This window comes from Microbispora sp. H11081, assembly GCF_012999535.1.
In the GTDB taxonomy this organism is placed as follows: Bacteria; Actinomycetota; Actinomycetes; order Streptosporangiales; family Streptosporangiaceae; genus Microbispora.
In genome coordinates, this window is sequence record NZ_JABBWV010000012.1 from 35,597 (window position 1) to 62,457 (window position 26,861).

Annotated in this window: 16 protein-coding genes; 12 read left to right on the forward strand and 4 right to left on the reverse strand. The window is 70.3% G+C overall.

The genetic code is table 11. The annotated features are described in order from the left end of the window. From HHX31_RS25325 to HHX31_RS25335, 3 genes are read left to right on the forward strand one after another with little or no spacing between them, the layout of a single operon-like run. Entirely contained in the window at positions 1 to 978 is a 978-nt protein-coding gene (locus HHX31_RS25325) for a carbohydrate ABC transporter permease (RefSeq protein ID WP_211590316.1), read from the forward strand. Continuing rightward, positions 978 to 1,805 carry a carbohydrate ABC transporter permease gene (locus HHX31_RS25330; RefSeq protein ID WP_169950872.1) on the forward strand — a complete coding sequence of 276 codons (828 nt, stop codon included), beginning with the start codon at positions 978 to 980 and terminating at the stop codon, positions 1,803 to 1,805. Before HHX31_RS25325 ends, HHX31_RS25330 begins: the two co-directional genes overlap by 1 nt. 1 nt (position 1,806) lies before the next feature. After that, positions 1,807 to 3,009: a mandelate racemase/muconate lactonizing enzyme family protein gene (locus tag HHX31_RS25335; RefSeq protein ID WP_169950874.1), complete on the forward strand. Its 1,203-nt coding sequence runs from the start codon at positions 1,807 to 1,809 to the stop codon at positions 3,007 to 3,009. Here HHX31_RS25335 and HHX31_RS25340 read toward each other — a convergent pair. Both HHX31_RS25340 and HHX31_RS35795 read right to left on the reverse strand, forming a co-directional pair. Further along, the gene (locus HHX31_RS25340; protein ID WP_169950876.1) at positions 2,987 to 4,531 is read right to left on the reverse strand and encodes an arabinofuranosidase catalytic domain-containing protein; all 1,545 of its coding nucleotides are present in this window, start codon (positions 4,529 to 4,531) and stop codon (positions 2,987 to 2,989) included. The two genes, HHX31_RS25335 and HHX31_RS25340, sit on opposite strands and share 23 nt — an antisense overlap. Positions 4,532 to 4,967: 436 nt before the next feature. Next, positions 4,968 to 5,708 carry a FadR/GntR family transcriptional regulator gene (locus HHX31_RS35795; RefSeq protein WP_211590317.1) on the reverse strand — a complete coding sequence of 247 codons (741 nt, stop codon included), beginning with the start codon at positions 5,706 to 5,708 and terminating at the stop codon, positions 4,968 to 4,970. Between the two features lie 478 nt (positions 5,709 to 6,186). Here HHX31_RS35795 and HHX31_RS35800 point away from each other — a divergent pair, with 478 nt between their 5' ends. The 3 genes from HHX31_RS35800 to HHX31_RS25360 all read left to right on the forward strand — a co-directional run bounded on the left by HHX31_RS35800 (position 6,187) and on the right by HHX31_RS25360 (position 13,641). Next, positions 6,187 to 8,613 carry an RICIN domain-containing protein gene (locus tag HHX31_RS35800; protein WP_169950878.1) on the forward strand — a complete coding sequence of 809 codons (2,427 nt, stop codon included), beginning with the start codon at positions 6,187 to 6,189 and terminating at the stop codon, positions 8,611 to 8,613. Between the two features lie 170 nt (positions 8,614 to 8,783). Beyond that, positions 8,784 to 11,690 (forward strand): lectin, encoded by a 2,907-nt coding sequence (locus HHX31_RS25355; protein WP_169950880.1) that lies wholly within the window; start codon positions 8,784 to 8,786, stop codon positions 11,688 to 11,690. Positions 11,691 to 11,778: 88 nt separating this feature from the next. Beyond that, the gene (locus HHX31_RS25360) at positions 11,779 to 13,641 is read left to right on the forward strand and encodes a lectin (RefSeq protein WP_169950882.1); all 1,863 of its coding nucleotides are present in this window, start codon (positions 11,779 to 11,781) and stop codon (positions 13,639 to 13,641) included. A 144-nt stretch (positions 13,642 to 13,785) separates the two neighbouring features. Here the strand turns inward: HHX31_RS25360 and HHX31_RS25365 are convergent, their stop codons facing one another. Together HHX31_RS25365 and HHX31_RS34655 are read right to left on the reverse strand one after the other, a co-directional pair. Then, positions 13,786 to 14,799, reverse strand: a complete 1,014-nt coding sequence (locus HHX31_RS25365; RefSeq protein WP_169950884.1) for a LacI family DNA-binding transcriptional regulator — start codon at positions 14,797 to 14,799, stop codon at positions 13,786 to 13,788. A gap of 250 nt (positions 14,800 to 15,049) precedes the next feature. Beyond that, positions 15,050 to 16,849, reverse strand: coding sequence for an RICIN domain-containing protein (locus HHX31_RS34655; protein WP_169950886.1), 1,800 nt, complete (start codon positions 16,847 to 16,849; stop codon positions 15,050 to 15,052). Positions 16,850 to 17,757: 908 nt separating this feature from the next. Between HHX31_RS34655 and HHX31_RS25375 the strand changes: the two genes are divergently transcribed. The 6 genes from HHX31_RS25375 (at position 17,758) to HHX31_RS25400 (ending at position 26,801) form a co-directional block, all read left to right on the forward strand. Continuing rightward, a complete protein-coding gene (locus tag HHX31_RS25375) occupies positions 17,758 to 19,182 on the forward strand; it encodes a sugar ABC transporter ATP-binding protein (protein ID WP_211590336.1) in 1,425 nt (474 codons plus the stop codon). Next, complete coding sequence (locus HHX31_RS25380) at positions 19,179 to 20,180, forward strand: ABC transporter permease (protein ID WP_169950890.1); 1,002 nt, start codon at positions 19,179 to 19,181, stop codon at positions 20,178 to 20,180. Before HHX31_RS25375 ends, HHX31_RS25380 begins: the two co-directional genes overlap by 4 nt. Next, entirely contained in the window at positions 20,177 to 21,109 is a 933-nt protein-coding gene (locus tag HHX31_RS25385; RefSeq protein WP_169950892.1) for an ABC transporter permease, read from the forward strand. Before HHX31_RS25380 ends, HHX31_RS25385 begins: the two co-directional genes overlap by 4 nt. 13 nt (positions 21,110 to 21,122) lie before the next feature. Beyond that, a complete protein-coding gene (locus HHX31_RS25390; RefSeq protein ID WP_169950893.1) occupies positions 21,123 to 22,340 on the forward strand; it encodes a substrate-binding domain-containing protein in 1,218 nt (405 codons plus the stop codon). Next, the gene (locus HHX31_RS25395; protein WP_169950895.1) at positions 22,337 to 23,170 is read left to right on the forward strand and encodes a sugar phosphate isomerase/epimerase; all 834 of its coding nucleotides are present in this window, start codon (positions 22,337 to 22,339) and stop codon (positions 23,168 to 23,170) included. The genes HHX31_RS25390 and HHX31_RS25395 overlap by 4 nt, the downstream gene beginning before the upstream one ends. A 67-nt stretch (positions 23,171 to 23,237) precedes the next feature. Continuing rightward, positions 23,238 to 26,801 (forward strand): lectin, encoded by a 3,564-nt coding sequence (locus HHX31_RS25400; RefSeq protein WP_169950897.1) that lies wholly within the window; start codon positions 23,238 to 23,240, stop codon positions 26,799 to 26,801. The last annotated feature ends 60 nt before the right edge of the window (positions 26,802 to 26,861 follow it).

Below are 26,861 nucleotides of genomic sequence, written 5' to 3' on the forward strand. Positions count from 1 at the left end.
GTGCCGGTCAAAGACTCACCGTCGCCGGTGCGCCCGGCAGGTTCCGGGCGCACCGGCGCGGCGACGGCCTCGGGGCGGCGGGGCCGCCGCGGGGCCGTCCGCACTCCCATGCGCGGGGCGCTCACCGAGCGCCTCGCGCCCTACGTCCTGGTGGCCCCGGCCGTACTGATCATCCTGGTGCTGCGGCTGTGGCCGCTCGTCCTGGGCGTCAACTTCTCCTTCACCGGCGACGGCGAGCTCAACGGAACCCCCGTCGGCCTGGGCAACTACGTGGAGCTGGCCGGCGACCCGCTGTTCCGCACCTCCTTGCGCAACGTCGGGCTGCTGGTGCTGCTGCTTCCCGTGGCGGTGGCGATTCCGGGCCTGCTCGCGACCTTCATCTATCTGCGCGTGCCGGGCAACCGGGTCTACCGCAGCGTCTACTTCTTCCCCGCCGTGCTCTCGCCGGTGATCGTCGGTGCGATCTTCAACCTCATGCTGGGGTTCGACGGCCCGGTGAACGCGGCTCTCGGGGCGCTCGGCGTGGGCCCGGTCGACTGGCTCGGAGACCCGGACATCGCCATGTTCGCCGTGGTCGGCGTGCACATATGGGCGACGTTCGGGATGTCGCTGGTGGTGTTCCTCGCCGGGTTCAGCACCCTCGACGCCTCGCTGCTGGACGCCGCGCGGGTGGACGGCGCGTCGCTCCGCCAGAGCATCTGGCACGTCATCATCCCGAGCCTGACGCGCACCATCCAGTTCGTCTTCGTGACCACGATGATCGGAATGCTGACGTCCATGTTCGGACTGCTCTTCGTGATGACCAACGGGGGGCCGGAGGGATCGACCTACCTGCCGGAGTTCTACATCTGGCACGAGCAGGGGCAGATGAACCGGCCCGCGCTCGCCTCGGCCGCGTCGACCGTTCTCTTCGTCGTCATGCTCGTGGTGGGGCTCCTGCAGATCAGCCTGCTCCGCCGGTCGGGGAGGCAGGACTGATGCCCGGCATGCGCGTGGTCAGGTGGGCCGCTGCCCTTCCGATGGCCGTTCTCGCGCTGGCGACGGTCTATCCCCTCCTCTTCACCGCCAACGTCGCGATGAAGACCCGGCGCGACTACGTTCTCGACCGGTTCTCCGTGGCGGACTCCCTCCGCTTCGACAACATCGGGGGGGCGTGGGCCGGAGCCGGGATGGCGCGGTACTTCCTCAACTCCTTCGTCGTCGTGGCGTGCGCCGTCGCCCTGCTGCTCCTGCTGGGATCGATGGCTGGTTTCGCGCTGAGCCGGCTGCGGTTCCGCGGCTCCACCCTGATCTTCCTGGGCGTTCTCGCGGGGCTGTTCATCCCGTTCCAGGTGATCATGGTGCCGCTCACCGTGGTCATGGCCGACAGCGGTCTCGTGGACACCTATCCGGGGCTGATCCTGGCGTACGTCGCCCAGTTCCTCCCGTTCACCGTCTTCCTGATGACGAGCCACTACAGGACCATCCCGGCGGAGATCGTCGACGCCGCCAGGATCGACGGGAACACGGTGTACGGCGTCTACCGGCGGATCATGCTCCCGCTGGGCGTTCCCGCGCTGCTGTCCGTCGGCATCCTCAACACGCTGTTCTGCTGGAACGACGTGCTCATCTCCCTGCTGATGATGCCGTCGCCCGAGCATCGCACGCTCATGGTCGGGGTCAACTCGCTGCGCGGCCAGTACTCGGACGACATCCCCACCTTCGCCTCGGGAGTCCTGATCGCCGCGGTGCCCGTACTGATGATCTATCTGTTTCTGCAACGGCGGATCGCCGACGGCGTCACCGCAGGTTCCACGAAAGGCTGACATGAGGATCACGGGGTATCGGACCACGACGACGGTTCAGGAATGGGGCCGTCCCGTCGGCGACGCCAACGGCGTCTTCGCCGACGGGGTCGTCTCGGTGCCGATCGTCCTGGTGGACACCGACGAGGGAATCACCGGCGTGGGCCTCGGGCCGCACGTGAACATCGACGCGGTGTTCGCCGCCATCGAGGGCGAGGATCCGCGCGGCGTCACGGCGCTGTACGACCGCATGCTGCGGCAGACCTTCAAGGCGGGGCACGCGGGCGCGGTGTTCGGCACGATCGGCGCCCTCGACACCGCCTTGTGGGACATCAAGGCGCAGGCGGTCGGCGAGCCGCTCTGGCGCCTGCTCGGCGGACGCGACAGGCGGCTCCCCGCCTACGCCTCGGGACTGGACATCGGACTGAGCGATGACGAACTCGTCTCCGTTTACCAGGTCTACGCCCAGCACGGCCTGCGCGCCGCCAAAATCAAGGGCGGCCTCGACATCGAACGCGACCGGCACCGCCTGACCCTCGTACGGGACGTCCTGACCGAGGCCGGGCACGGCTCGCGGCCGGGCCTGATGCTCGACGTGAACGAGGCGTGGACGCGCAAGCAGGCGGTCCGGCACGTCTGCGAGCTCGAACGCACCCTGGATCTCACCTGGATCGAGGAGCCGGTCCGGCGGTGGGACGCCGAAGGGCTGGCCGCCGTCGGCCGCGGCGTCCGCGCCTCCGTCGCCACGGGGGAGAACCTCACCGGGCTCGAGCAGTTCCGCCCGCTGCTGGCCGCGGGGGCGGTCGACATCGTCCAGACGGCCGCCGTCTGGGGGGTGTCCCACTTCCTCCGGGTGGCCGCCCTGGCGCACGCCCACGACCTGCCGGTCAGCCCCATCGGCAACACGCCGGTCGGGCTGCTGCACGCCGCGACGTCGGTGCCCAACCACATGGCCAGCGAGTTGCAGGACCTGCGGCCGCCGGTCGGCGTGTCACTCGACCTGCACGTGGAGGACGGCGCCTTCGTCCTCGGAGACGCGCCGGGCCTCGGCGTCACCATCGACGAGCGGGCGATCAGCGCGTTCACCCGCCGGCCGGACGCCGGGGCCGACGGCCCCCACATCCGGCCGGAGCACGCCGGTCGCCGACTGCTGGCGGCGACCGGCGGCTTCCATCCGGAGCGGTCCCAGAGCCGGGACGGGGTCAGCGGTAGCCGGCGGCGATGACGTCGGCCTGCACCGCGTTCTCCGTCGCGTCGCTGGGGTAGCCGGCGACGATGGCCCCCTCGTAGAAGGTGCCCGCGCTGAGGTTGGCGCCGCCGTCGGGCTTGCAGCAGTCGCCGCCGCTGCCCAGGATGATGGCGCCCTGCTTCTTCATCGGGCTGTAGCCGTTGGGGAGCGCGCCGTCGTACAGCGTGTAGAGACTGCCGGACTGCGCGTTGCTGCCCTTGATGGCGAACCTGGTCGTGCCGTTGTTCTTCAGCGTGGCGGTCACGAACTTGTGGGGGAAGGCCCGCTGGTTGGGGTTCCACGACTGGCTTCCGCCGGGGAAGAGCCCCCACTCCAGGTCGGCCTGGACCCACGGGCCGGACCCTGAGCAGCCGCCGAACCAGCACTGCGTGCTGAAGTTGATGGCGTCCATGGCGCCCGCGGCGTCGGCCTTCCTGGTCGTCTCGCTGTTGCCGTAGTCGAAGCAGCAGCCGTTGTTGACGTGGGTGCCGCTGGTCACCATGTACATGCCCTCGGGCGCGCTGCCCGTGGGCACCCCCGTCAGGTGGCCGTCCCGCCAGTAGCTGTTGCCGGGGTTGATGTAGAGGGAGTAGGCCTTGTTGCCGCCGACGGTGAGCGACTCGGTGGTCGCGATCGCGGGCCTGCTCTGGGGGGAGCCGGGGACCACGCTGGAGCCCTGGTACCAAAGGTCGTTGCCCCGCCCGGACTGGTCGTACACGACCGTGACGACGCACGTGGTGCCCGCGCAGAAGGAGTCCTGGGCCGCGGCGTTGGCGACGCCGCCCGCGGTCAGCACCGCGATGTTCCGCGTCGTGTTGTCCGAGGAACGCCTGACCTGGTACAGGTTGCCGGTGTAGGAGCCGTAGAGCGCCCGCGTCGTGCTGTGCGCGGCCACGCAGGGGGTGCCGCCCGAGGCGTAGATGTCACACGAGCGCGCGCCGGGCGGCGGCGGGCTCGGCGAGGAACTCGGCGACGACGTCGGGGAAGGGCTGGGCTGGGTCCCGGTGGTCCACTTCTGGTTGGTGCCGCCGTGGCAGCTCCAGATGTGGACTCTGCTGCCGTTGGCGGTGCCGTTGTTGGACACGTCGAGGCACTTGTTCGCCCCGACGGCGGTGATGCTGCCGTCGGAGTTCAGGCGCCACTTCTGGTTGTTCTGGCCGTTGCAGTCCCAGATGATCACTGCCGTGCCGTCGGCGGTGCCGCCGCCGTAGACGTCGAGGCACTTGTTGCCGTAGACCCGCAGCTCACTCGCGCTGGTGGTGGTCCACTGCTGGTTGGCCTGGCCGTTGCAGTCCCAGATCAGGACCTGCGCGCCGTTCGCCTGGGAGGCGCCGTTGACGTCCAGGCACCGGCCCGACCCCACGCCGATCAGCGGCGTGGTCGCCGCGGAGGCGGGCATCGACCAGCTCAGGACGGTGGCCAGGAGGGTCGCGAGCGCCGCGAGGGACACGACGGCGGCGGCACGGAAGCGGTGCCCACGTGACGCGCGGCGTGGTGCGGGAACGGACGGAGGTCGCATGGTCGTACTCCTTGGGGGTAGTGCGTCGCGGGGACGGGCTCGCTCGGGACGGGACTCGCTCGGGATGGGGCTCGCTCGGGAAAGGGCACGGGAGACCGCGGGAGGGCGTGCGCGCGACCCGGCGGGCTCCCGGGGCCGGCGTGAACGGCCGGGAACGCCGTGCCGGGCCGATCGCCAGAGGCGAAGCGAATCGATTCGCCTACGATCCGAGTCCGGCGAAGACAGGGAGGACAGGGGTGCACCGGGTAGTGCATACGACAGACGCACCCCTGTCAAGGGGGTGCGTCACCCCGCTGCCTGCCGAAAGTTCTCCACGACTTCGATGCCCTGCGGGTACGGCCGGCGACGCCCGATGAAACTTTCATCGGGCCGGCGCGCGGCGTGCGGCCCGGCCGGGCCAGGTCATCGAATCGATTCTTCTCCTCGGCGCCGGCCGTCACCGGTCCGAGGAGAAGAGGCGCTGCTGGATCTCCCTGCGGTAGTCCTCGAGCGTGTTGTCGATGTGCGTCGCGGCGGCCTGCGCGGCCGTCTCCGGATCGCCGGCGCGGATGGCCTGGTAGATGGCGTCGTGCTCCTCGACGGCCTTGGCGGCGTGCCCGCCCAGCGAGCCCCGCATCCCGATGAGGCTCGACTGCGCCTGCAGACGCCGGGCCTCCCCGACCGTGATCTGCAGGAACATGTTGTGCGAAGCCGTGGCGATGGCGGTGTGGAAGGTGTCGTCGCCCTCGTTGAACATGTCCTCGCGGCCGGTCTCGAAACCGTGGCGGCACACGCCCGCGGCCTCCTCGATGGCCCGCAGTTCGGCGGGGGTGGCGCGCCGGGCGGCCAGCCTGCTGGTCTCCATCTCCTGCGTACGGCGGAACTCGAACAGCATGTAGACGTGGTCGAGGTCGGTCGGGAGGAAGAAGGACGCCCGGCGTCCTGCGCCGAGCAGCCCCTCGTCGTCGGCCACGTACAGGCCGCGGCCCTTCTGGGCGCGGACCCGGCCGAGCGCGGAGAGTATCTTCACCGCCTCGCGCACGACGGTGCGGCTGGTGCCCAACTGCCGGGCCAGGTCGTTCTCGGTCGGCATGCGGTCGCCCGGGCGCAGGTCGAGCCGGACGATCAACTCCAGCACCTGCTCAGCGGCCACCTCGTAGCCTGGCCGGTATCCGCCTTCGCGCGGGGTGTCGGTCACCGTGCTTCCTCCTCGCCGTTCCCTGCAAAGTATGACCGATCGGGGTCGTCACCCCGGAGGCCGCTCGGCGGCGGATCAGTACGACACATCTGAATCATTCATTGGATCCGTCCGGTACGTAGGAACGCCATGACGGACGTCGTGCCAGGTTGGCGGCGGAAAATAGATAACTACGGTAAAGGCACCGGTGTGCGTACTGTGAAATAAGTGGGCTTAAGGTCTTGACGGGGATCATCGCGCCGATCGTAATGGGTAGCGATGTCCCGGTCCTGCTACCTCCGCGGCCGGACCACATGGGCGGGATGCGGAGGCGCTTCCCGGCATCGTCGGCTGACCCCGGAGCCGGGAGCGCGCACTCGGCCGCCGTCGCACACCTCCCCGTTCGACGACGGTCTCCACCTCGGGCGGGTGGGCGTCGTCCGTCCGAGGGGGAGGGCGTGACCTGACCACACCCACCTACCCCCCCGAAGGAAACACCGTGCAGTCACCTTCGCCCGCCACGGCACGGAGGCCGGTCCTGACCGGCGTCGTCGCCGCGGCGCTGGCCGCGGCGTTCGCCCTCGTCGGCCCGGCCGCCCCGGCCGGCGCGGCCACCACGACCCTGTACGCGTCTCCCTCCGGCACCGGCACCGCCTGCACCTCGGCCCAGCCGTGCTCGCTGACGGCGGCGCAGGCCGCGGTGCGATCGCAGAACGGCGCCATGTCCGGTGACATCGTCGTCGAACTGGCCGACGGCGTGTACCGGCAGAGCTCCCCGCTCAGGTTCGCCGCCGCCGACTCCGGCACCAACGGCTACACCGTCAAGTGGCAGGCCGCGGCGGGCGCCCGTCCCGTCATCAGCGGGGCCCGCGCGGTGACCGGATGGTCGCAGGCCGACGCGGGCAAGAACATCTGGCGGGCCGACGTCGGCGCCGGGATCGACACCCGGCAGCTGTACGTCAACGGCGCGCTCGCGACGCGGGCCCGCACCCAGCTGAACCGGGGCGACTTCACCGCGACGAGCACGGGCATGCGGTTCACGAACTCCGGGCTGAGCTACCTGAACAACATCGCCGACCAGAGCCGGGTCGAGCTGGAGAGCATCGGTTCGTTCACCGACCGGTACGTGCGGGTGCAGAGCATCAGCGGGAACTTCATCACGATGCAGCAGCCCAGCTGGAACAACAACATCTTCGGGTACGACGTGTTCACCAGCCCTCACCGGGCCGGCCCGCTCTACATAGAGAACGCCTACGAGTTCCTCGACTCGCCTGGCGAGTGGTACATCAACCCCGGCACCGGAGTGCTGTACTACATCCCGCTCTCCGGGCAGAACATGAGCACCACGAACGTCGAGCTGCCCGTGCTGCAGTCCCTGGTGAGCGTCGGCGGCACGTACGACGCGCCCGCGCACGACATCACGTTCAGCGGGATCGTGTTCACGGGCACCAGCTGGCTGGGTCCGAGCAGCAACCAGGGCTTCGCCGACCAGCAGACCGGCGCCTACATCGCCGGCAACTGGAACTGGCCCGCCAACCTGCCGCAGTCCTGCCAGGAGGGCTGCCAGCAGTTCGAGGCGACCAGGCCGAACTGGTTCCAGATGCCCGCCGCCGTGCAGGTGTCCGCCGCCAGGAAGATCACGTTCACCGAGTCCCAGTTCGTCAACCTGGGGCAGACGGCGATCGGCATCGGCAACGACGCCAACGCGCACACCAGCGGGGTCGGCCTGGGCGCGAGCGACATCGCGGTCACCCGGTCGGAGATCGCCCGCAGCTCGGCCGGCGGCGTCGTGGTCGGCGGCGTGCGCGCCGACGCGCACCACCCCGGCGACCAGCGGATGGTCAACAGGAACATCACCGTGAGCGACAACAGGATCCACGACCTCGGTCTGGACTACCGCGGCGTCGTCTCGGTCCTCACCACCTACGTGGCCGGCAGTGACGTGTCCTACAACGAGGTCTACAACATGCCGTACACCGGCATGTCGATCGGGTACGGCTGGGGCGCCAACGACGCGGGCGGCAGCAACCACTACGCCGACCGCGGCCTGTACAACTACCAGCCGCGCTACACGACGGCCACCACCGCGTCGGGCAACAGGCTCGTCGGCAACTACGTGCACGACGTCATGCAGCAGATGACCGACGGCGGGTGCATCTACACCCTGTCGGCCAACCCGAACGGGTTGATCAAGGACAACCACTGCCTGCGTACCAACGGCTGGTTCGGGCTCTACTTCGACGAGGGCTCGCGCTACTACACCGCGAGCGGCAACGTCTTCTCGTCCACCGGCACCTGGGCCACCGCCAACTACTGGTTCGCCGAGAACATGGGGAACTTCACCGTGACCGGCAACTGGTCCACCAACGGCAGCACCAACGTCACCAACGGCGACCGCGGCAATGTCGTGAACGGCAACGTCACCGTCTCCAACGGCAACTGGCCGTCCGGCGCCCAGGCCGTGATAGCGGCCGCGGGGCCCAGGAACGGCACCTCTCCGTCCCCGTCACCCTCGCCGTCCCCGTCGTCGTCGGCGGGGAGCACGAGCGCGCTGCGGGGCGTGGGGTCGGGCCGGTGCCTGGACGTCAACGGCGCCTCCCAGTCCAACGGCGCCCAGGTGCTGATCTGGGACTGCAACGGCCAGGCCAACCAGCGGTGGACCTCCACCAGCGCCGGTGAACTGCGGGTCTACGGCAACAAGTGCCTCGACGTGAACGGCGGCGGCACCGCCGACGGCTCAGCGGTGATCATCTGGGACTGCAACGGCCAGAACAACCAGAAGTGGCGTCTCAACTCCGACGGCAGCATCACCGCCGTCGGCGCGAACAAGTGCCTCGACGTGTCCAACAACGGCACCGCCAACGGCAGCAGAGTCCACATCTGGAGCTGCCACGGCGGCACCAACCAGAAGTGGACCCGCGTCTGACGGCCTCCGACCCGCCCTCGCCGCCCGCACGGGGGCGAGGGCACCTTCGCCCCGCCTGATCGGAAGCGATCAGGCGGGACGAGCAGCACACTCCCCCCACAACCCAGGCAGCAGCGCGACGGCGCGCGCCATGCCCTGACTGGTCCCCCGCATGTCAGGAAGGAACCCCGATGTCCCGACGTCCGTGGCTCACACTGCTGACCACGATGGCGCTGATCACTCCAGGAGCCCTCGCGGTCACCGCCTCCACGGCGAACGCGCTGACCATCCCCGCCTCCGACTACCAGCAGGTGTCGCTCGCGTCGGGCGGCTCGGAGCTGGGTGAGGCGATGTCGCTGGCCGTGATGCCCAACCGTTCCGTGCTCCACACGGCCAGGGACGGCACGGTGCGCGTCACCGATGTCAACGGCAACACGAAGGTGGCCGGCAGGCTCAGCGTCTACACCCACGACGAGGAGGGCCTGCAGGGGGTGGCGGTCGACCCGAACTTCGCGTCGAACCGCTACGTCTGGCTCTACTACTCGCCCCGGCTGAGCACGCCGAGCGGTGACGCGCCCGGCACCGGCACGCAGTCGCAGTTCGACCAGTGGAAGGGACACCTGAACCTGTCCCGCTTCACGCTGAAGTCGGACGACACGCTCGACATGAGCAGTGAGAAGGTCGTGCTTGAGGTGCCGAACGACCGCGGGATGTGCTGTCACGTGGGCGGCGACATCGACTTCGACGCGGCCGGCAACCTGTATCTGACGACCGGCGACGACAGCAACCCGTTCGAGTCGAGCGGCTACTCCCCGCTGGACGAGCGGACCAACCGCAACCCGCAGTACGACGCCCAGCGCACGGCGGGCAACACCAACGACCTGCGCGGCAAGCTCCTGCGGATCAAGCCGCAGCCGGACGGCAGCTACACGATCCCCAGCGGCAACATGTTCCCGCCGGGGACGTCGAAGACGCGCCCGGAGATCTACGCGATGGGCTTCCGCAACCCGTTCCGGATGAGCGTGGACAAGGCGACCGGCGTCGTCTACCTGGGCGACTACGGACCGGACTCGGGTGTGACCAACTCCAACCGGGGGCCGAGCGGCCAGGTGGAGTTCAACCGCGTCACCGCCCCGGGCAACTACGGCTGGCCGTACTGCACCGGGACGAACACCACGAGCGAGACGTACAACGAGTGGGACTTCGGCTCCAACAGCACCGGCCCGAAGTACAACTGCTCGGGCGGGCCGACCAACAACTCCTTCCGCAACACCGGGCTGACCACGCTGCCGGCGGCGAAGCCGGCGTGGATCAGGTACGCGGGGGACGCCGGCTCGCCGCCGGAGTTCGGCAGCGGCTCCGAGTCGCCGATGGGCGGCCCGGTCTACCGCTACGACCCCAACCTGAACTCGTCCGTCAAGTTCCCCCAGACGCTGGAAGGGCGCTTCTTCGCCGGTGAGTACGGCCGCCGCTGGATCAAGGCCATCGAGGTCAAGAGCGACGGGAACTACGGCGAGATCTCCGCGTTCCCCTGGAGCGGCACCCAGGTGATGGACATGGCGTTCGGCCCCGACGGCGCCCTGTACGTCCTCGACTACGGCACGGGAAGCAACAACCAGGCGCTGTACCGGGTCGAGTACATCGGCAAGGCCAACCGCAACCCGATCGCGAAGGCCGCCGCCGACAAGACCTCGGGACCCGCTCCGCTGACCGTCGCCTTCTCCTCCTCGGGCAGTTCCGACCCTGAGGGCGGCACGCTGACGTACTCGTGGAACTTCGGCGACGGCACCACCTCCACGGCCGCCAACCCGAGCAAGACCTACACCACGAACGGCACCTACACCGCCACTCTCACCGTGCGCGACCCGCAGGGGCTGACCGGAAGCGCGAGCGTGATCGTGAACGTCGGCAACACCGCCCCGGCGGTGACGCTGACCACCCCGGGCGACGGGCAGTTGTTCTCCTTCGGGGACACGGTGCCGTTCCAGGTCAACGTCAGCGACCCGGAGGACGGCACGATCGACTGCTCGAAGGTGACCGTCACCTACTTCCTCGGTCACGACAGCCACGCGCACCAGATCACCTCAAGGAGCGGCTGCACCGGCTCGATCAACGTGCCGGTGGACGGTGAGCACGACTCCGCGGCCAACATCTTCGGCGTCTTCGAGGCCTCCTACACCGACAAGGGGGGCCTGACCTCCACCAGCGTCCGCACGCTCCAGCCGCGACACCGGCAGGCCGAGCACTTCGGCGCGCAGCAGGGCGTCCAGACGGCCGACCACACCACCGCCGAGGGCGGCAAGACCGTCGGCTTCACCGACGACGGCGACTGGATCTCCTTCCAGCCGTACAACCTGAGCAACGCGACGAGGATCACCGCGCGGGTGTCCTCCGCGGGCGCGGGCGGCCGCATCGAGGTGCGGGCGGGCTCGGCCACGGGCACGCTGCTCGGCACGGCGACCGTGACGAGCACCGGGAGCTGGGAGACCTTCACCGACGTCTCGGCGAACCTCAGCGGCGCGCCGGCCGGCACGACGACGTTGTACCTGGTCTTCCGCGGCCCGACCGGACAGGGCTACCTGTTCGACCTGGACGCCTTCACGCTGAGCACCGGCACGACGTCCTCCCCGTCGCCCTCGCCCTCGCCCTCGCCGTCGGCGTCTCCGCCCTCGTCTCCGTCTCCGTCTCCCTCGCCGTCGTCGTCGGCGGGGAGCACGAGCGCGCTGCGAGGTGTGGGGTCGGGCCGGTGCCTCGACGTGAACGGCGCCTCCCAGGCCAACGGCGCTCAGGTGCTGATCTGGGACTGCAACGGGCAGGCCAACCAGCAGTGGACCTCCACCAGCGCCGGTGAGCTGCGCGTCTACGGCAACAAGTGCCTGGACGTGAACGGCGGCGGCACCGCCGACGGCTCGGCAGTGATCATCTGGGACTGCAACGGGCAGAACAACCAGAAGTGGCGCTTCAACTCCGACGGCACCATCACCGCCGTCGGGGCGAACAAGTGCCTCGACGTGTCCAACTACGGCACCGCCAACGGCAGCAAGGTGCACATCTGGACCTGCGCCGGAGGAACCAACCAGCGCTGGACCCGCGTCTGACCCCGACCACCGAGACAAGCGACACCCGGCACGGCCTGACTTCCCACCCGGAAAGAGGCCGTGCCGGGGCCGCGACGGAAGGACATTCATGCTGCGACATCTGACCGCCGCCGCGCTCGGGCGCGTCGCGGGGCACGACCGGAAGACCTCCCTGTTACGCCGCCTGTCGGTGACCGCGGTGGCACTCGCCGCCGCCGCCGCGACGACGGCGATCCCCGCGGTGCCCGCCGAGGCCGCCGCGTTCAAGGTGCTGGTCTTCTCCAAGACCGCCGGGTTCAGGCACGACTCGATCCCCACGGGGATCCAGACGATCCGGGACCTGGGGGCCGCCAACGACTTCACGGTCGACGCCACCGAGGACGCGAACGCCTTCACCACGGGCAACCTCGCCCAGTACAAGGCGGTGGTGTTCCTCAGCACCACAGGGGACGTGCTCAACACGAGCCAGCAGTCCGCCTTCCAGTCGTACGTGGACGGCGGTGGCGGCTACGTGGGAGTGCACGCGGCCGCCGACACCGAGTACGACTGGCCCTACTACGGGCAGCTGATGGGAGCCTGGTTCAGCAGCCACCCGGCCATCCAGCGGGCCACCGTACGGAACGAGGACCGGGCGCACGCCGCGACCTCTCATCTGGGCGCGACCTGGTCGCGTACGGACGAGTGGTACAGCTTCCGCTCCAACCCCCGCCAGAACGTCCGGGTGCTGCAGAACCTGGACGAGAGCAGCTACAGCGGCGGCGGCATGGGCGACCACCCGATCACCTGGTGCCACCCCCAGTCCTCCGGCCGTTCGTTCTACACCGGTCTGGGACACACCCAGGAGTCGTACGCGGACACGAACTTCCGCACGCTGCTGCTGGGCGGGATCCGGTACGCGGCCAAGGCGGCCAACGCCGACTGCCGTCCGGAGAACGGCTACACGGCGTTGTACAACGGCTCGACGACGGGCTGGTCGCAGGCCGGGCCTGGGTCGTTCTCCAACAGTGACGCCACGCTGACCTCGCAGGGCGGCATGGGCATGCTGTGGTACAACGCCAAGGAGTTCCGCTCCTACTCGCTGAAGCTCGACTGGAGGCTGACCGGAGACTCGAACTCGGGCGTGATCGTCGGGTTCCCGGCCACCAGCGACCCGAACGCGGCGCTGAACACCGGATACGAGGTGCAGATCGACGCCACCGACACCTCCGACAAGACGACCGGCTCGATCTACGGCTTCAAGTCGGCCGACATCGCCGCCCGCGACGCCGCGCTGAACCCGCCGGGCCAGTGGAACACCTATGAGCTGTTGGTGGAGGGCGAGCGGCTGCAGGTGTTCCTGAACGGCACCAAGATCAACGACTTCACCAACAGCGACCCGGTCCGCTCGCTGCAGCAGGGCTACATCGGCATCCAGAACCACGGGTCGGGCGACGTGGCGGCGTTCCGCAACATCCGGATCAAGGAACTGGCCGGCGTCTCGCCTTCGCCGTCTCCCTCACCCTCGCCGTCTCCGTCGCCCTCGCCGTCCCCGCCGCGGTCCCCGTCTCCGTCTCCGTCGCCCTCGCCGTCCCCGTCGTCGGCGGGGAGCACGAGCGCGCTGCGGGGCGTGGCGTCGGGCCGGTGCCTCGACGTGAGCGGCGCCTCCCAGTCCAACGGCGCCCAGGTGCAGATCTGGGACTGCAACGGCCAGGCCAACCAGCGATGGACCTCCACCAGCGCGAGTGAGCTGCGGGTCTACGGCAACAAGTGCCTGGACGTGAACGGCGGCGGCACCGCCGACGGCTCAGCGGTGATCATCTGGGACTGCAACGGCCAGAACAACCAGAAGTGGCGCTTCAACTCGGACGGCAGCATCACCGCCGTCGGGGCGAACAAGTGCCTGGACGTGTCGAACTACGGCACCGCCAACGGCAGCAAGGTGCACATCTGGAGCTGCCACGGCGGCACCAACCAGAAGTGGACCCGCGTCTGAGGTCACCCCTCCCGCCAGGAGAGCTCGGACACCGGGCTCTCCTGGCCACCCCCCGGGTGACTCGGCCCCGGCGAGGCCCCCGACGGGGCCGCGCCGGGGCCGACCGCGCGTGCCGCGCCTGCGGGAGCCCCGGGCTCGCCGGGTTCAGCGCGCGCGTGCGGGCCCGGTCGTCCCGCGCAGGGAGATGGGCGGGGCGACGAGAGCGCCGCGATGCGGGGTGGCGGGGTCGGCGATCTGCCGGATGAGCAGGTCGACGGCCTGGGCGCCGAGTTCGTCCGCGGGCACGTCGGCGGCGGTGAGCGGCGGATGCAGGTTCTCGGCCCAGTGCCGGCCCGCGACACCGGCGATGGAGAAGTCGCGCGGCACGGCCAGGCCGGCCCGCTCGAGCGCGCGGTACATGCCGGGCATGGCGGCCTCGTTGATGGTCGCGATGGCGGTGAGATCGGGGTCGTCGGCGAGCAGCCGCCCGACGCAGGTCACTCCGGCGCGGGCGTCGTCGGCGCAGCACGTCTGCACGCCCTCCAGGCCGCGTTCCGCCACGGCCCGGGTGAAACCGGCCTGTGCCCGGTGGGCCGGGCCGTACCCGGCGGCCATGAGCTCGGTGGAGCGGTTGACCAGGGCGACCCGGCGATGGCCCAGGTCGGCCAGGTGGTGCACGCACTGGGAGATCAGGGTCTCGTAGTCGATGTCCACCCAGGACATCTCGTCGGGACGGCTGGTGCGGCCGATGCCGACGAACGGCAGCCCGGACTGCCGCAGGCGGGTGACCCGGTCGTCCTCCAGCCGGATCTCCATGAGGATCACGCCGTCGACGCGCCTGCCGCCCACGACCCGCTCGAACGAGCGGTCGTGCTCGCCACCGGAGGGTGACAGCAGGACGTCGAGGTCGGCGCGCGCGGCGGCGTCCACCACGCTGGCGACGAAGCCGAGCTGCATCTCGGTGAGGCGCTGGCTCGCCGGGGGGATGACCAGGCCGATCGTGCGGGTCCTGCCCTCCTTGAGGGCCTTCGCGGTGGCGTTGGGACGGTAGCCCAGCTCGTCGATGACCGCCTGGATGCGCCGCCGCGTGTCCTCGGAGACCGGGCGCTTGCCGCTCAGGGCGTAGGAGACGGTGCTGCGCGACACGCCCGATCTCCGGGCGATCTCCCCGATGTTCATCCCGCTCCTCAGCCGCTCGTCCCAGACCAATCATCGTAGGTCGAATCGATGGAGCCGGCGCACCCGGCCGTGTCCGCCGGACCCTCCGACGTACGAGATCGGCGGGCACCGCCTCCGTACGAACCGGTTCGACGGTACCAGCCGCCGGCCGCCGGACCGAGGGCGGCCGCCGGCCGGCGGGTGAGCGCCGCGGACAGCACCTCGCCGGGGACGGGTCGTCCGTCCCCGGCGAGGATGGGGGTTCACGGGGTCAGACGCGGGTCCACTTCTGGTTGGTGCCGCCGTGGCAGGTCCAGATGTGCACCTTGCTGCCGTTGGCGGTGCCGTTGTTGGACACGTCGAGGCACTTGTTCGCGCCGACGGCGGTGATGCTGCCGTCGGAGTTGAAGCGCCACTTCTGGTTGTTCTGGCCGTTGCAGTCCCAGATGATCACTGCCGTGCCGTCGGCGGTGCCGCCGCCGTTCACGTCGAGGCACTTGTTGCCGTAGACCCGCAGCTCACTCGCGCTGGTGGAGGTCCACCGCTGGTTGGCCTGGCCGTTGCAGTCCCAGATCTGCACCTGGGCGCCGTTGGACTGGGAGGCGCCGTTGACGTCCAGGCACCGGCCCGACCCCACGCCCCGCAGCGCGCTCGTGCTCCCCGTGCCGCCCGTGGGGCTGGGCGTCGGTGAAGGCCCCGGGGTGCTGGGCGGCAGCAGGGTGATGGTGAAGGTCTCGTCGGCGTTGGTGTGCGGCAGCCGCACCGTGGTGCCGTTGCCCGACAACGTCACCACCGTGTTCTGCACGGTCACGGGACCGGCGACGGCGCCCCCGCCGTTGTAGGGAATGCGCTCGGCCACCACCCTGACCTGGTTGTTCTGCACGATGCCGCTCGTGGCGTCCAGCCGCTGCAGGCCGACCGCGATCTCGCCCGTCGTACGGCCTCCGCCGACCAGGACCTTCGCCTCGCCGCTCGCCTTCGTCGCGAACGCGTCGTAGGAGGAACTGGGCGTGACCGACACGATCTGGCCGGTCTGCGAGCCGTAGAAGCGGTAGACCCACCACTCGCCCTTGGGCTGGTACTGCCCCGAGGAGTCGCGGACGAGCAGGTTGCCCAGGTCGTTGTGCAGGTTGCCGCCGCCGGCCCAATTCGCCCGCAGGCCGTCGGCGCCCGCCCGTTCGAGCCGGGCGATGTACCAGGACCCGTCGCCCGGGTTCTGCTCGTTGGACGCGCCGTACTCGTTGATCTGGTACGGCCTGGGGTGGGGGACGCCCCGGGCGTCGAGGGCGGCGTTGGCGGTCGCGACGTTGGCCACCGGGTCGCCGGGCAGCGAGTGCCAGCTGATGATGTCGGGGACGACGTTGCCGGCCTTGACGTAGTCGAGGTACTGCGTCCAGAAGCCGCCGGAGGACGGCACGCAGGCGCAGCTGGGTCCCACGATCAGGTGGGACGGGAACGCGGCGCGGATGCGCTGGTACGCACGCGTCCACATCGCGAAATACTGGGAGATGGGGCGGTTCCAGAACAGGGTGATGTTGGGCTCGTTCCACAGGTCCCACTGGACCGGGGCGCCGGTGGCCCGGACGTCGGCGATCAGGCGGGTGAGGAAGGCGTCGTAGTCGCTCCAGTCGCCGTTGTCGCCGGGGAAGCGGGAGATCGGGTAGCCGTCCGCGCCCCACAGGTCGTGCACCAGCAGGATGAACTCGCCGCCCAGCGACCTGGTGCGCAGCAGTTGCGCGCGGGTGGCGTTCCACCGGCGGTCGTACTTGCCCGACACCCAGCCGCCCGGGCCGTCCAGCTGTGCGCCGCCGGCCCGCATGTACCGGAATCCGACGTCGGTGAAGAAGCGGTTCGGGGGATTGGCGCCGTCCTCGGTCATGCCGTAGATCCACCCGGAGGCCCGGTGCGCCGGAGAGCCGCCGGTCACGGAGAAGTCGACGGTGATCGACTCGTCCGCGGCCTGTGCCGGACCCGCGGCGGTGAAAAGGGATCCGGCGACGAGCGCGCCGACGGCGAACAGGGCGGCGATCGTGCGGCGGCCTGTTCGCCGCCTCCTGGCTTTCGCGTCCACTCATGGCTCCTTGGACAGAGGGGGTGGGGAGTGACGCCGTCCGCCGGCGGCCGACTCCGGGGAGACCGCCCGGCTGCCGCCGCGGACATACCATCGAATCGATTCGCCCGCAGCCTAGGTCGCGACGGCGCGGGATGTCAATGGCGTGTTTCACGCCGTGAACGGCGTGTTTCATCGTCGGGACCCCCGGCGGTCCTGGCGCCTTAAGCGCGTGTCCGCCGGGACCGCCGCGCCACCCGCCCGACCTCCCGGTACGGCCCGGCTCACCCGCTTCGGCGGGGGCGCGCCGGGCGGCGGCGAGCGGTCCGCCGGCGCGCTGGCCGGTCCACCCGGCTCCGGGCCGGGGACGCGCTCCGCGCGGGGCGTGAAAGTTTCAGACTCATTCTCCGGCGAGCACTCGAAATGTACTACTGATCAAGATGACTCTGGCGGTGCTGGGGTGGATTCTGCATGATAAGTGCGTCTCTGAGATGGACGTACTTGATTTGAATGGTGAGCGCCTCGCTCCGGTGGGGCGCGCAGCGGTCCGCTGGTTCGCGGATAAGCATGCTTGACAGGCCCCAGCGGCAGACCTATGTTCGTTCCGAATCGATTCGACTAGTCGTCGCAGGTCAGGTCGGATGCTCGTGACGCCCGGCGCTGCCGGGCCATCCGGGACGCGCTGTCCGGACGCCGTCCGGTGGCCGTGGCGTCGCCGGTAGGCGACCGGCCGAAGCGGTCACACCCCCCGCACGGCACGACTCCCCCCTCTCCCATTTGGAGATCCTCGTGCATCACTCCTCACTCCGTACCGCACGGAGTCTCCTCCCGGGTCTCCTCCCGGGTCTCCTCCCGGCCGGCGGCGCCACCGCGCCGCCCGCGGCCCCCGGCTCGACCGCCCGGCCCGACGGGTGGGCCGCGTGCTGAGGATGACCGGCATCGGCAAGAGCTTCCTGGGCGTCCGGGTGCTCGGTGGAGTCGATCTGGAGGTGTCCGCCGGCGAGGTCCACGCGGTGGTGGGTGAGAACGGGGCGGGCAAGTCGACGCTCATGAAGATCCTCGCCGGTGTGCACGCCCCGGACGAGGGGACTGTCGAGATCGACGGCCGGAGCGTGACGTTCGGGCACCCGGTCGAGGCGCAGCGGGCCGGCGTGGCGATCATCTACCAGGAGCTCACCCTGCTGCCTGAGCGGACGGTCGCGGAGAACGTCTTCCTCGGCAGGGAACCCGTACGGCGGGGGCTGGTCGACCGGGCGGCGATGGAGTCCGCGACCGGCGAGCTGCTGAAATCTCTCGGCGAGGAGTCGTTCGGGCCGCGTGACCTGGTCCGGCGGCTCTCCGTGGCCCGGCAGCAGGTCGTCGAGATCGCCAAGGCGCTGTCGCTGAACGCCCGGATCGTGGTGATGGACGAGCCGACCGCCGCCCTGGCCGACCACGAGGTGGAACTGCTCTACACGCTGGTGCGGCGGCTCACCGCGCGCGGCATCGCGGTCCTGTACGTCTCCCACCGGCTTCGCGAGATCTTCGACCTCGCCGACCGGATCACCGTGCTCAAGGACGGCGCCAGGGTCGCCACCGCCGAGGCGTCGAGCCTGGACACCGCGAGCCTGGTCCGCCTGATGGTCGGCAGGGAACTCGACTCCTACTACCCGCCCCGCGCGGCCGGGCCGCCGGGAGAGGTGATGCTGAGCGTGCGCGGCGGCGGCAACGCCCGGCTGCACGACATCGATCTCGACCTGCGCGCGGGGGAGATCGTCGGGGTGGCCGGGCTGCAGGGCTCGGGCCGCACCGAGCTGGCCAAGGCGCTGTTCGGCGCGGAGCCCTTCACCACCGGCGAGATGACGCCCCGCCGTCCCCGCTCGGTCCGCGAGGCCATCGCCGCGGGGATCGGCCTGGTCACCGAGGACCGCAAGGCCGAAGGGCTCCTGCTCAACCAGCGGGTGCGCGACAACGCCCTGCTCGTCGCCAGGGCCACCGGGGGGCCACGCACCGGGGTCGAGCGGCTGCTGGAGCGCGTGCGGCTCAGCCCGCCCAGGCCCGCGCAGGAGGTCCGGCTGCTGTCCGGGGGCAACCAGCAGAAGGTCGTGCTGGCCAAGTGGATGACGGTGGCGCCGCGCGTGCTGCTGTTCGACGAGCCGACCCGTGGCGTCGACGTCGGCGCGAAGGCCGCCATCCACGACCTGATGCGCGAACTCGCCGGCGACGGCATGGCCGTCCTGATGATCTCCTCCGAGCTGCCCGAGCTCATCGGCATGAGCGATCGCATCGTGGTGCTGCGGGACGGCCGCGTCGCCGGGGAACTGCCCGCGGGCTCCACCGAGGAAGCCGTGATGCACCTGGCGGCCGCGTCATGACCCAGCAGCTGAAACTCCGGCGCGTGCCGGCCGAGGGCTCGTTCCTGCGGCGGCTGTCGGCCGACCGGCCCGCGCGTGCCGTCTACGTGGCGCTGGCCCTGCTCGTCGTGCTGGGCTGGCTGCTGTTCGCCCTGGACGGCGGGCAGTTCCTCAGCCGGGACAACATCGTCGGCATCCAGCAGCGATCGGCGGCCCTCGGCATCGTCGCGGTCGGTCAGACCCTGGTGATCCTGGCCGGGAGCCTGGACCTGTCCGTGGCCTATCTGATCAGCCTGACCTCGCTGGTCGCGGCCGAGATCATGGCGGGCGCCGACGGAGGAGTGCCGGGCGCGGTCGCGGCGGCGCTCGCGGTCAGCGCGATGGTCGGGCTGGTGAACGGCCTGATCATCACCAGACTCCGGGTGCACGCCTTCATCGCCACACTCGGGGTCGCGCTGATCCTCAGAGGAGCGCTCGACGAGCGGTACGACGGCCCGGCCGGCAGCGTGCCCGAGTCCTTCCAGCACCTCGGATACGACCGCATCGGGCCGGTGGCGGCGTCGGCGCTGCTGTGGGCCGCGGTGGCGGCGGGCGCATGGCTCCTGCTCCGCCGTACGCGCCTGGGATACCGGATCTACGCGGTCGGCGGGGACGCCGAGGTGGCGCGGCTCTCCGGGGTGCGAACCGAGCGGGTCGTGGTCATCGCCCACGTGCTCTGCTCGGTCTGCGCGGGGATCGCCGGGCTGCTGCTCGCCTCCCGGCTCGGGGCCGGTGCGCCGACGGTCGGCACCGACGGAGGCTACGACCTGGAGTCGATCGCGGCGGTGGTGCTGGGCGGGACCGCGCTGGCCGGAGGCCGCGGCGGGGTGGCGGGGACCGTCGGGGGAGTTCTGCTCCTCGCGGTCCTCGACAGCATCTTCAACCAGCTCGAGGTCAACTCCTTCGCCAAGGACGTCGTGCGGGGCGTGGTCCTGGTGGCCGCCCTGGCGATCTACGCCCGCAGGAGGCGGACCGCATGAGACGCGCACTGCCGATCTTCGTGGTGCTGGCCGGGCTGCTGGTCGCCATCGCGGTCGTCAACCCGTACTTCCTGGAGCCGGCCGCCTTCCTCGCCTTCCTCAAGCGGGCCGCGCCGCTGGTGATCCTCGCGGCCGGGCAGTACTTCGTCGTCGTGTCCGGCGAGTTCGACCTGTCGGTCGGCTCGCTCGTCACGGCCGAGGTGGTGATCGCCGCCCGGCTCATCGACGGCTCCGCGGAGGCCACCTGGCCCGTGCTGGGCCTGCTGATCCTCATCGGGCTGCTCACCGGGCTGGTCAACGGGGTGGTCACCACGCTGCTCCGGGTGCCCTCGTTCATCACGACCCTCGGCATGCTGCTGATCCTGTCGGGGGTGGTGTTCCTCTGGACGGGCGGCTCGCCCCGGGGCGCGCTGTCCGACGAGTTCCGCGAGCTGGGCCGGGGGAGCCTCGGCCCGGTGCCCTGGTCGGTCCTCATCCTCGTCGTGGTGGCGGCGGCCGCGATCTGCGCGATGCGCGCGCGTTTCGGCCACACGCTGGTCGCGGCCGGCGACAACGACCGGGCAGCGGCGCTGTCCGGCGTCCGCGTCGCCCGGGTGCGGACGGCGGCCTTCATGATCTCCGGGCTGTCCGCGGCGGTCGCCGCGATCCTGCTCGGCGGCTTCGCCGGCGTGTCCGCGCAGGTCGGTCAGGGCCTGGAGTTCCAGGCCATCACCGCTGTCGTGCTCGGTGGCGTGGCCCTCGGTGGCGGCCGCGGCTCCGTGGTCGCCGCCATGGCGGGCGCCTTCACCCTGGAGGCGCTCTTCACCCTGCTCAACCTGTACGGCATCTCGGGGGCGCTGGAGCCGGCCGTACAGGGTGTGATCATCATCGCCGCGGTGGCGCTGGGGGTCGTGAACCTCCCGCGCAGGAGAACCGCGGCGGTCTCGTGACGGAAGGAAGACCATGCGTTCATATTCGCGGCGGCTCCTCGCCTCCGCCGCGCTGGCCGCGCTGACCCTGGCGGCGGCCGCGTGCACCAGCGACAAACCCGCGACCTCCGCGTCGGGGGCGCCGGCCACGTCCGCCGCCGCGGCGGCGGCGGACAAGGGCACGGGGGAGCAGTCGAAGTTCTTCGTGCAGGCCGACTACGACGCCCAGATGGCGATGCGCGGGGCGCAGCCGACCGGGGCGGCGGACAAGCCGTGGGAGCAGAGCATCGATCCCCAGCTCGTCGACACCGCCGAGTACAAGAAGGACGGGCCTTACCACCTGTGCTTCTCCAACGCCGCCGTCGACAACCCCTGGCGGCAGGTGGGCTGGAAGACCATGCAGGCGGAGGTCGCCCTGCACAAGGAGATCACGAAGTTCACCGCCCTGGACGCCGAGGGCAAGGACGACAAGCAGATCTCCGACATCGCCGAACTGCAGGGCAAGGGCTGTGACGCGCTCATCGTCTCGCCCAACACCACGGCGACGCTGACCCCGGCGGTGTCCGGCGCCTGCCCGAAGGTGCCGGTCATCGTATTCGACCGGGGCGTCCAGACCGACTGCCCGGTGACCTTCATCAAGCCGATCGGCGGCTACGCCTTCGGCGCCGCGGCGGCCGAGTTCCTCGTCGACAAGGTGCCGGCGGGCGGGAAGATCCTGGCCCTGCGCATCCTGCCCGGCGTGGACGTGCTGGAGACCCGCTGGTCGGCGGCGAAGGTGGCGTTCGACAAGAGCGAGCTCCAGGTGGTCGGCGTGGAGTTCACCGACGGCGACGCCGCGAAGACCAAGAGCATCGTCAGCGACTACATCCAGCGGTACGGCAAGCTCGACGGTGTCTGGATGGACGCGGGCGCCACGGCCGTCGCGGCCGTCGAGGCGTTCGAGGACGCGGGCCAGCCCGTGCCGCCGATCAACGGCGAGGACCAGCAGGACTTCCTGAAGAAGTGGAGCGACGCGAAGCTGACCGCGATCGCGCCGACCTACCCGACGTACCAGTGGCGCACCCCGGTCATCGCGGCGCTCAAGATCCTCAAGGGCGAGCAGGTGCCGAAGGTCTGGAACCTGCCGCAGCCGGCGATCACGCAGGAGAGCCTCGCCACCTACCTCAAGCCCGGCATGCCGCCGTTGCACTACGCGCTCTGCGGCTGTGAGGACATGCCGGGCTACCCGGAGAAGTGGGGCGGCACCTCGTGATCGGGGTCAACACCTGGGTCTGGGTCTCGCCGCTCACCGACGAGGCCCTGACCTCCCTCGCGCCGCGGATCGCGGAATGGGGCTTCGACGTCGTCGAACTGCCGGTCGAGCACCCCGGCGACTGGGACCCTGGGCGGGCCGCGGCCCTGCTGGACGGGCTCGGGCTCGGCGCGTCGGTCGTGCTCACGATGCCCCCCGGGCGCGAGCTCGTCGCCGCCTCGCCCGAGTGCGTCCGGGACACCCAGGACTACCTGCGCCACTGCGTGGACGTGGCGGTGACCGTCGGCGCGCCGGCGGTCAGCGGCCCCGCGTACTCCTCGGTCGGGCGGGCCTGGCGGATGAGCGGGGACGAGCGGCGGGCGATCTACGCCGAGCTGGCGGAGAACCTGAAACCCGTCGTCGCGTACGCGGCGGAACGCGGGGTCAGGATCGGCGTGGAACCGCTCAACCGGTACGAGACCAGCGTCGTCAACACCGTCGAGCAGGCGCTGGAGGCCCTGCCGGAGGAGTGCGGAATCGCCCTCGACACCTACCACATGAACATCGAGGAGAAGGATCCTCCCCGGGCCGTCCGCCTGGCGGGCGACAGGATCGCGCACATCCAGGTGTGCGGGACCGACCGGGGCGCTCCGGGCAGCGACCACTTCGACTGGCTCGGCTTCGCCGCCGCCGTCCGCGACGTCGGCTACGGCGGCCCGCTCGTGATCGAGTCGTTCACCGCCGACAACAAGACCATCGCCACCGCCGCGTCCATCTGGCGTCCCCTCGCCCCGACCCAGGACGCCCTCGCCACCGAGGGCCTCTCCTTCCTCCGCACGCTCACGACCTGACCCGATCGACCGTCCCTTCGCACCTTCCGACTCCGGCCGTCACCGGTAACCCCCCAGGAGATCCATCATGCGAAGAACACGATTACTCGCCGCCCTGGCCGCGGCCCTGCTCGGCATGCTGCTGTCCGCGGTGCCACTGGTCGCGCACGCGGCGGCTCCGCAGTTCCGGGTGCTGCTGTTCACCAAGACCGCCTCAGGCGCGTACCGGCACGACTCCATCGACGCCGGCGTGTCGATGTTCCAGCAACTGGCGGCGGACAACAACTTCGAGGTGGTCCGCAGCGAGGACGCGAGCGTCTTCACCTCGTCGGCCCTGAACACCTACGACGCGGTGGTCATGCTCCAGACCTCCGGCATGGTCTGGGACAACGACAGCCAGCGTCAGGCGATGCAGGCCTACGTGCGCTCCGGCCACGGTGTCATCGCGGTGCACAACGCCACCGACATGAACATCGAGTCGCAGTTCCCCTGGTGGGACCAGGTCGTCATGGCCGGCGCGCACATGACCCAGCACTCCTCGATCGTCCAGGGCACCGCCAAGGTGGCCGACAAGGTCCACCCCTCCACCAAGGGTCTGCCGGACCGGTGGGTGCGCACCGAGGAGTGGTACAACTTCGACAAGAACGCGCGTGGCTCGGTGCACGTGCTGGTCACCGCCGACGAGACGACCTATGACGCCGGGTCGTACAAGATGGGCGCCGACCACCCGATCTCGTGGTGTCACAACCCCGAGGGCGGCCGGGTCTGGGCGACCGCGATGGGCCACAACGCGTCCTCCTACTCCGAGTCGCTGTTCAGGCAGCACGTGCTGGGCGGCGTGAAGTGGGCGGCGGGCGCGGCCGCGGGCGACTGCGGCGGCACGGTCTCGGCCCGGTTCCAGAAGGTGACCCTCGACGGAGCGCCGGACCAGCCGATGGAGCTGGACGTCGCCGCCGACGGCAGGGTCTTCTACATCTCCCGCTCCGGCAAGGTGAACCTGATCCCGGCGGGCGGCGGAAGCACGCGCGTCATCGGCACGCTGTCGGTGTACGACGGCGGCGAGGACGGCGGGATCGGGCTGGCGCTCGACCCGAACTTCTCCGCGAACGGCTGGATCTACGTCAACTACTCGCCGTCCAACGGCGGCGAGGTGAACCGGGTGTCGCGGTTCACCTTCAACGGCACCAGCCTCGACCTCTCCAGCGAGAAGAAGATCATCGAGGTTCCCGCGTACCGCAACGTGGACGAGCCGGGCCACACCGGCGGCTACCTCGCCTTCGGCCCGGGCGGCAACCTGTACATCGGCCCCGGTGACGACACCAACCCCAACGCCTCCAGCGGCTACGCCCCGATCGACGAGCGGTCGGGCCGGGAGCACTACGACGCCCAGCGGTCCTCGGCCAACACCAACGACCTGCGCGGCAAGATCCTGCGCATCCACCCCGAGGCCGACGGCACCTACACGATCCCGTCGGGCAACATGTTCACGCCGGGCACCGCGAAGACGCGGCCGGAGATCTACGCGATGGGCTTCCGCAACCCGTTCCGCTTCTCCGTCGACAAGGTCACCGGCTGGATCTCGCTGGGCGACTACGGCCCTGACGCGGGCAGCGCCAACTCCAACCGCGGTCCCGAGGGCACCGTCGAATGGAACCTGATCAAGGAGCCGGGCTTCTACGGCTGGCCCTACTGCGTCGGCAACAACATCCCGTTCAACGACTTCAACTTCGCCACCAACACCTCGGGTGCGAAGTTCAACTGCTCGGCGCCGGTGAACAACTCGCCCAACAACACCGGCCTGACCAACCTGCCCGCGGCCAAGCCCGCGAACATCTGGTACAACTACCACGCGTCGGCCGAGTTCCCCGAGATCAACTGTTGTGGCGGGGCGGCGCCGATGGGCGGCCCGATCTACCGCTACGACGCGAACAGCACGTCCGACCGCAAGTTCCCCGACTACTTCGACGGCACGCCGTTCCTCTACGAGTGGAGCCGCAACTTCGTCAAGGAACTGCGGTTGGACTCCTCAGGCAACCTCCTCAAGATCAACCCCTTCGTGGCGCAGATCGCGCCGCACGCGCCGATCGACATGAAGTTCGGCCCTGACGGCGCGTTGTACATGGCCGACTGGGGCAACGGCTTCGGCCACGCGAACACCGATGACGCCATCTACCGCATCGACTACGTGGTGGGGAACCGCGCGCCCGTCGCCAAGGCGAGCGCCGACCCCGACTCGGGCGCGGCGCCGCTGACGGTGGCGTTCTCCTCCGCGGGCTCGTCCGACCCCGACGGCGACGCGATCACCTTCGCCTGGGAGTTCGGCGACGGCGGGACCTCCACCAGCGCCAACCCGTCCCACACCTACAACTCCAACGGCTCCTACACGGCCAAGCTGACCGTGCGGGACGCGAGCGGGAAGACGGCCAGCGTCACGGTGCCCGTCGTGGTCGGCAACACCCGTCCCAAGGTCGTCTTCTCGGCGCCGCCCGACGGCGGGTTCATCGACTTCGGCGACCGGGTGACCTACACGCTGAACGTCACCGACCCCGAGGACGGGTCCGTCGACTGCAGCAAGGTCAACGTGTTCACCGCGCTCGGCCACGACCAGCACGCCCACGACACCGGTCAGTACACCGGCTGCACGGGGACGGTCACGACGACGGCCTCCGGCCATGACGAGGCGGCCAACGTCTACTACGTCCTGGGTGCGGACTACACCGACAGGGGCGGGCTGAAGGGCAGCGCCGGCATCACGCTGCAGCCGAAGCACAAGCAGGCCGAGCACTACACCGGTTCCTCCGGGGTCCGCGTCGTCGACGAGTCAGGAGCCGAGGGCGGCAGGCGGATCGGCGACATCTCCAACAACGACTGGATCTCCTTCACCCCGGTCAACCTGTCCGGGATCGACACGGTCTCCTTCCGCGTCTCGGCGCCGTCCAGCACAGGGGCGTCCATCGAGTTGCGGGCCGACTCGCCGTCGGGGGCGCTCATCGCCTCCGCCTCCGTGCCGGCCACCGGGGGATGGAACAACTACGTGTCGCTGCCCTCGGTGCGCGTGACCGACCCCGGCGGCACCCGCAACCTGTACGTCGTGTTCAAGGCGCCGTCGGCGAACGCGTTCGACCTCGACTCGTTCACCTTCGCGGGCAGGGGCGTCGCGCAGGGCGGCGGCTCGCCCTCTCCGTCCCCCTCGCCGTCCACGTCTCCGTCGGCCTCTCCGTCTCCGTCCCCGTCTCCGTCCCCCTCGCCGTCGTCGTCGGCGGGGAGCACGAGCGCGCTGCGGGGCGTGGCGTCGGGCCGGTGCCTGGACGTCAACGGCGCCTCCCAGTCCAACGGCGCGCAGGTGCTGATCTGGGACTGCAACGGGCAGGCCAACCAGCGGTGGACCTCCACCAGCGCCGGTGAGCTGCGCGTCTACGGCAACAAGTGCCTGGACGTGAACGGCGGCGCCACCGCCGACGGCTCAGCGGTGATCATCTGGGACTGCAACGGGCAGAACAACCAGAAGTGGCGCTTCAACTCCGACGGCAGCATCACGGCCGTCGGGGCGAACAAGTGCCTCGACGTGTCCAGCAACGGCACCGCCAACGGCAGCAGGGTGCAGATCTGGTCGTGCAACGGCCAGAACAACCAGAAGTGGACCCGCGTCTGACGTAGCGGGCCCTTTCCGGGCCGGTCCGCTCCGGCGGACCGGCCCGGAAGCATGTCCGGG

Coding starts and splice junctions, on each gene's coding strand:
- HHX31_RS25330 (WP_169950872.1), top strand. CDS start 978: ATGCCCGGCATGCGCGTGGTCAGGTGGGCCGCTGCCCTTCCGATGGCC.
- HHX31_RS25335 (WP_169950874.1), top strand. CDS start 1,807: ATGAGGATCACGGGGTATCGGACCACGACGACGGTTCAGGAATGGGGC.
- HHX31_RS25340 (WP_169950876.1), bottom strand. CDS start 4,531: ATGCGACCTCCGTCCGTTCCCGCACCACGCCGCGCGTCACGTGGGCAC.
- HHX31_RS25355 (WP_169950880.1), top strand. CDS start 8,784: ATGTCCCGACGTCCGTGGCTCACACTGCTGACCACGATGGCGCTGATC.
- HHX31_RS25360 (WP_169950882.1), top strand. CDS start 11,779: ATGCTGCGACATCTGACCGCCGCCGCGCTCGGGCGCGTCGCGGGGCAC.
- HHX31_RS25365 (WP_169950884.1), bottom strand. CDS start 14,799: ATGAACATCGGGGAGATCGCCCGGAGATCGGGCGTGTCGCGCAGCACC.
- HHX31_RS25375 (WP_211590336.1), top strand. CDS start 17,758: ATGACCGGCATCGGCAAGAGCTTCCTGGGCGTCCGGGTGCTCGGTGGA.
- HHX31_RS25380 (WP_169950890.1), top strand. CDS start 19,179: ATGACCCAGCAGCTGAAACTCCGGCGCGTGCCGGCCGAGGGCTCGTTC.
- HHX31_RS25385 (WP_169950892.1), top strand. CDS start 20,177: ATGAGACGCGCACTGCCGATCTTCGTGGTGCTGGCCGGGCTGCTGGTC.
- HHX31_RS25390 (WP_169950893.1), top strand. CDS start 21,123: ATGCGTTCATATTCGCGGCGGCTCCTCGCCTCCGCCGCGCTGGCCGCG.
- HHX31_RS25400 (WP_169950897.1), top strand. CDS start 23,238: ATGCGAAGAACACGATTACTCGCCGCCCTGGCCGCGGCCCTGCTCGGC.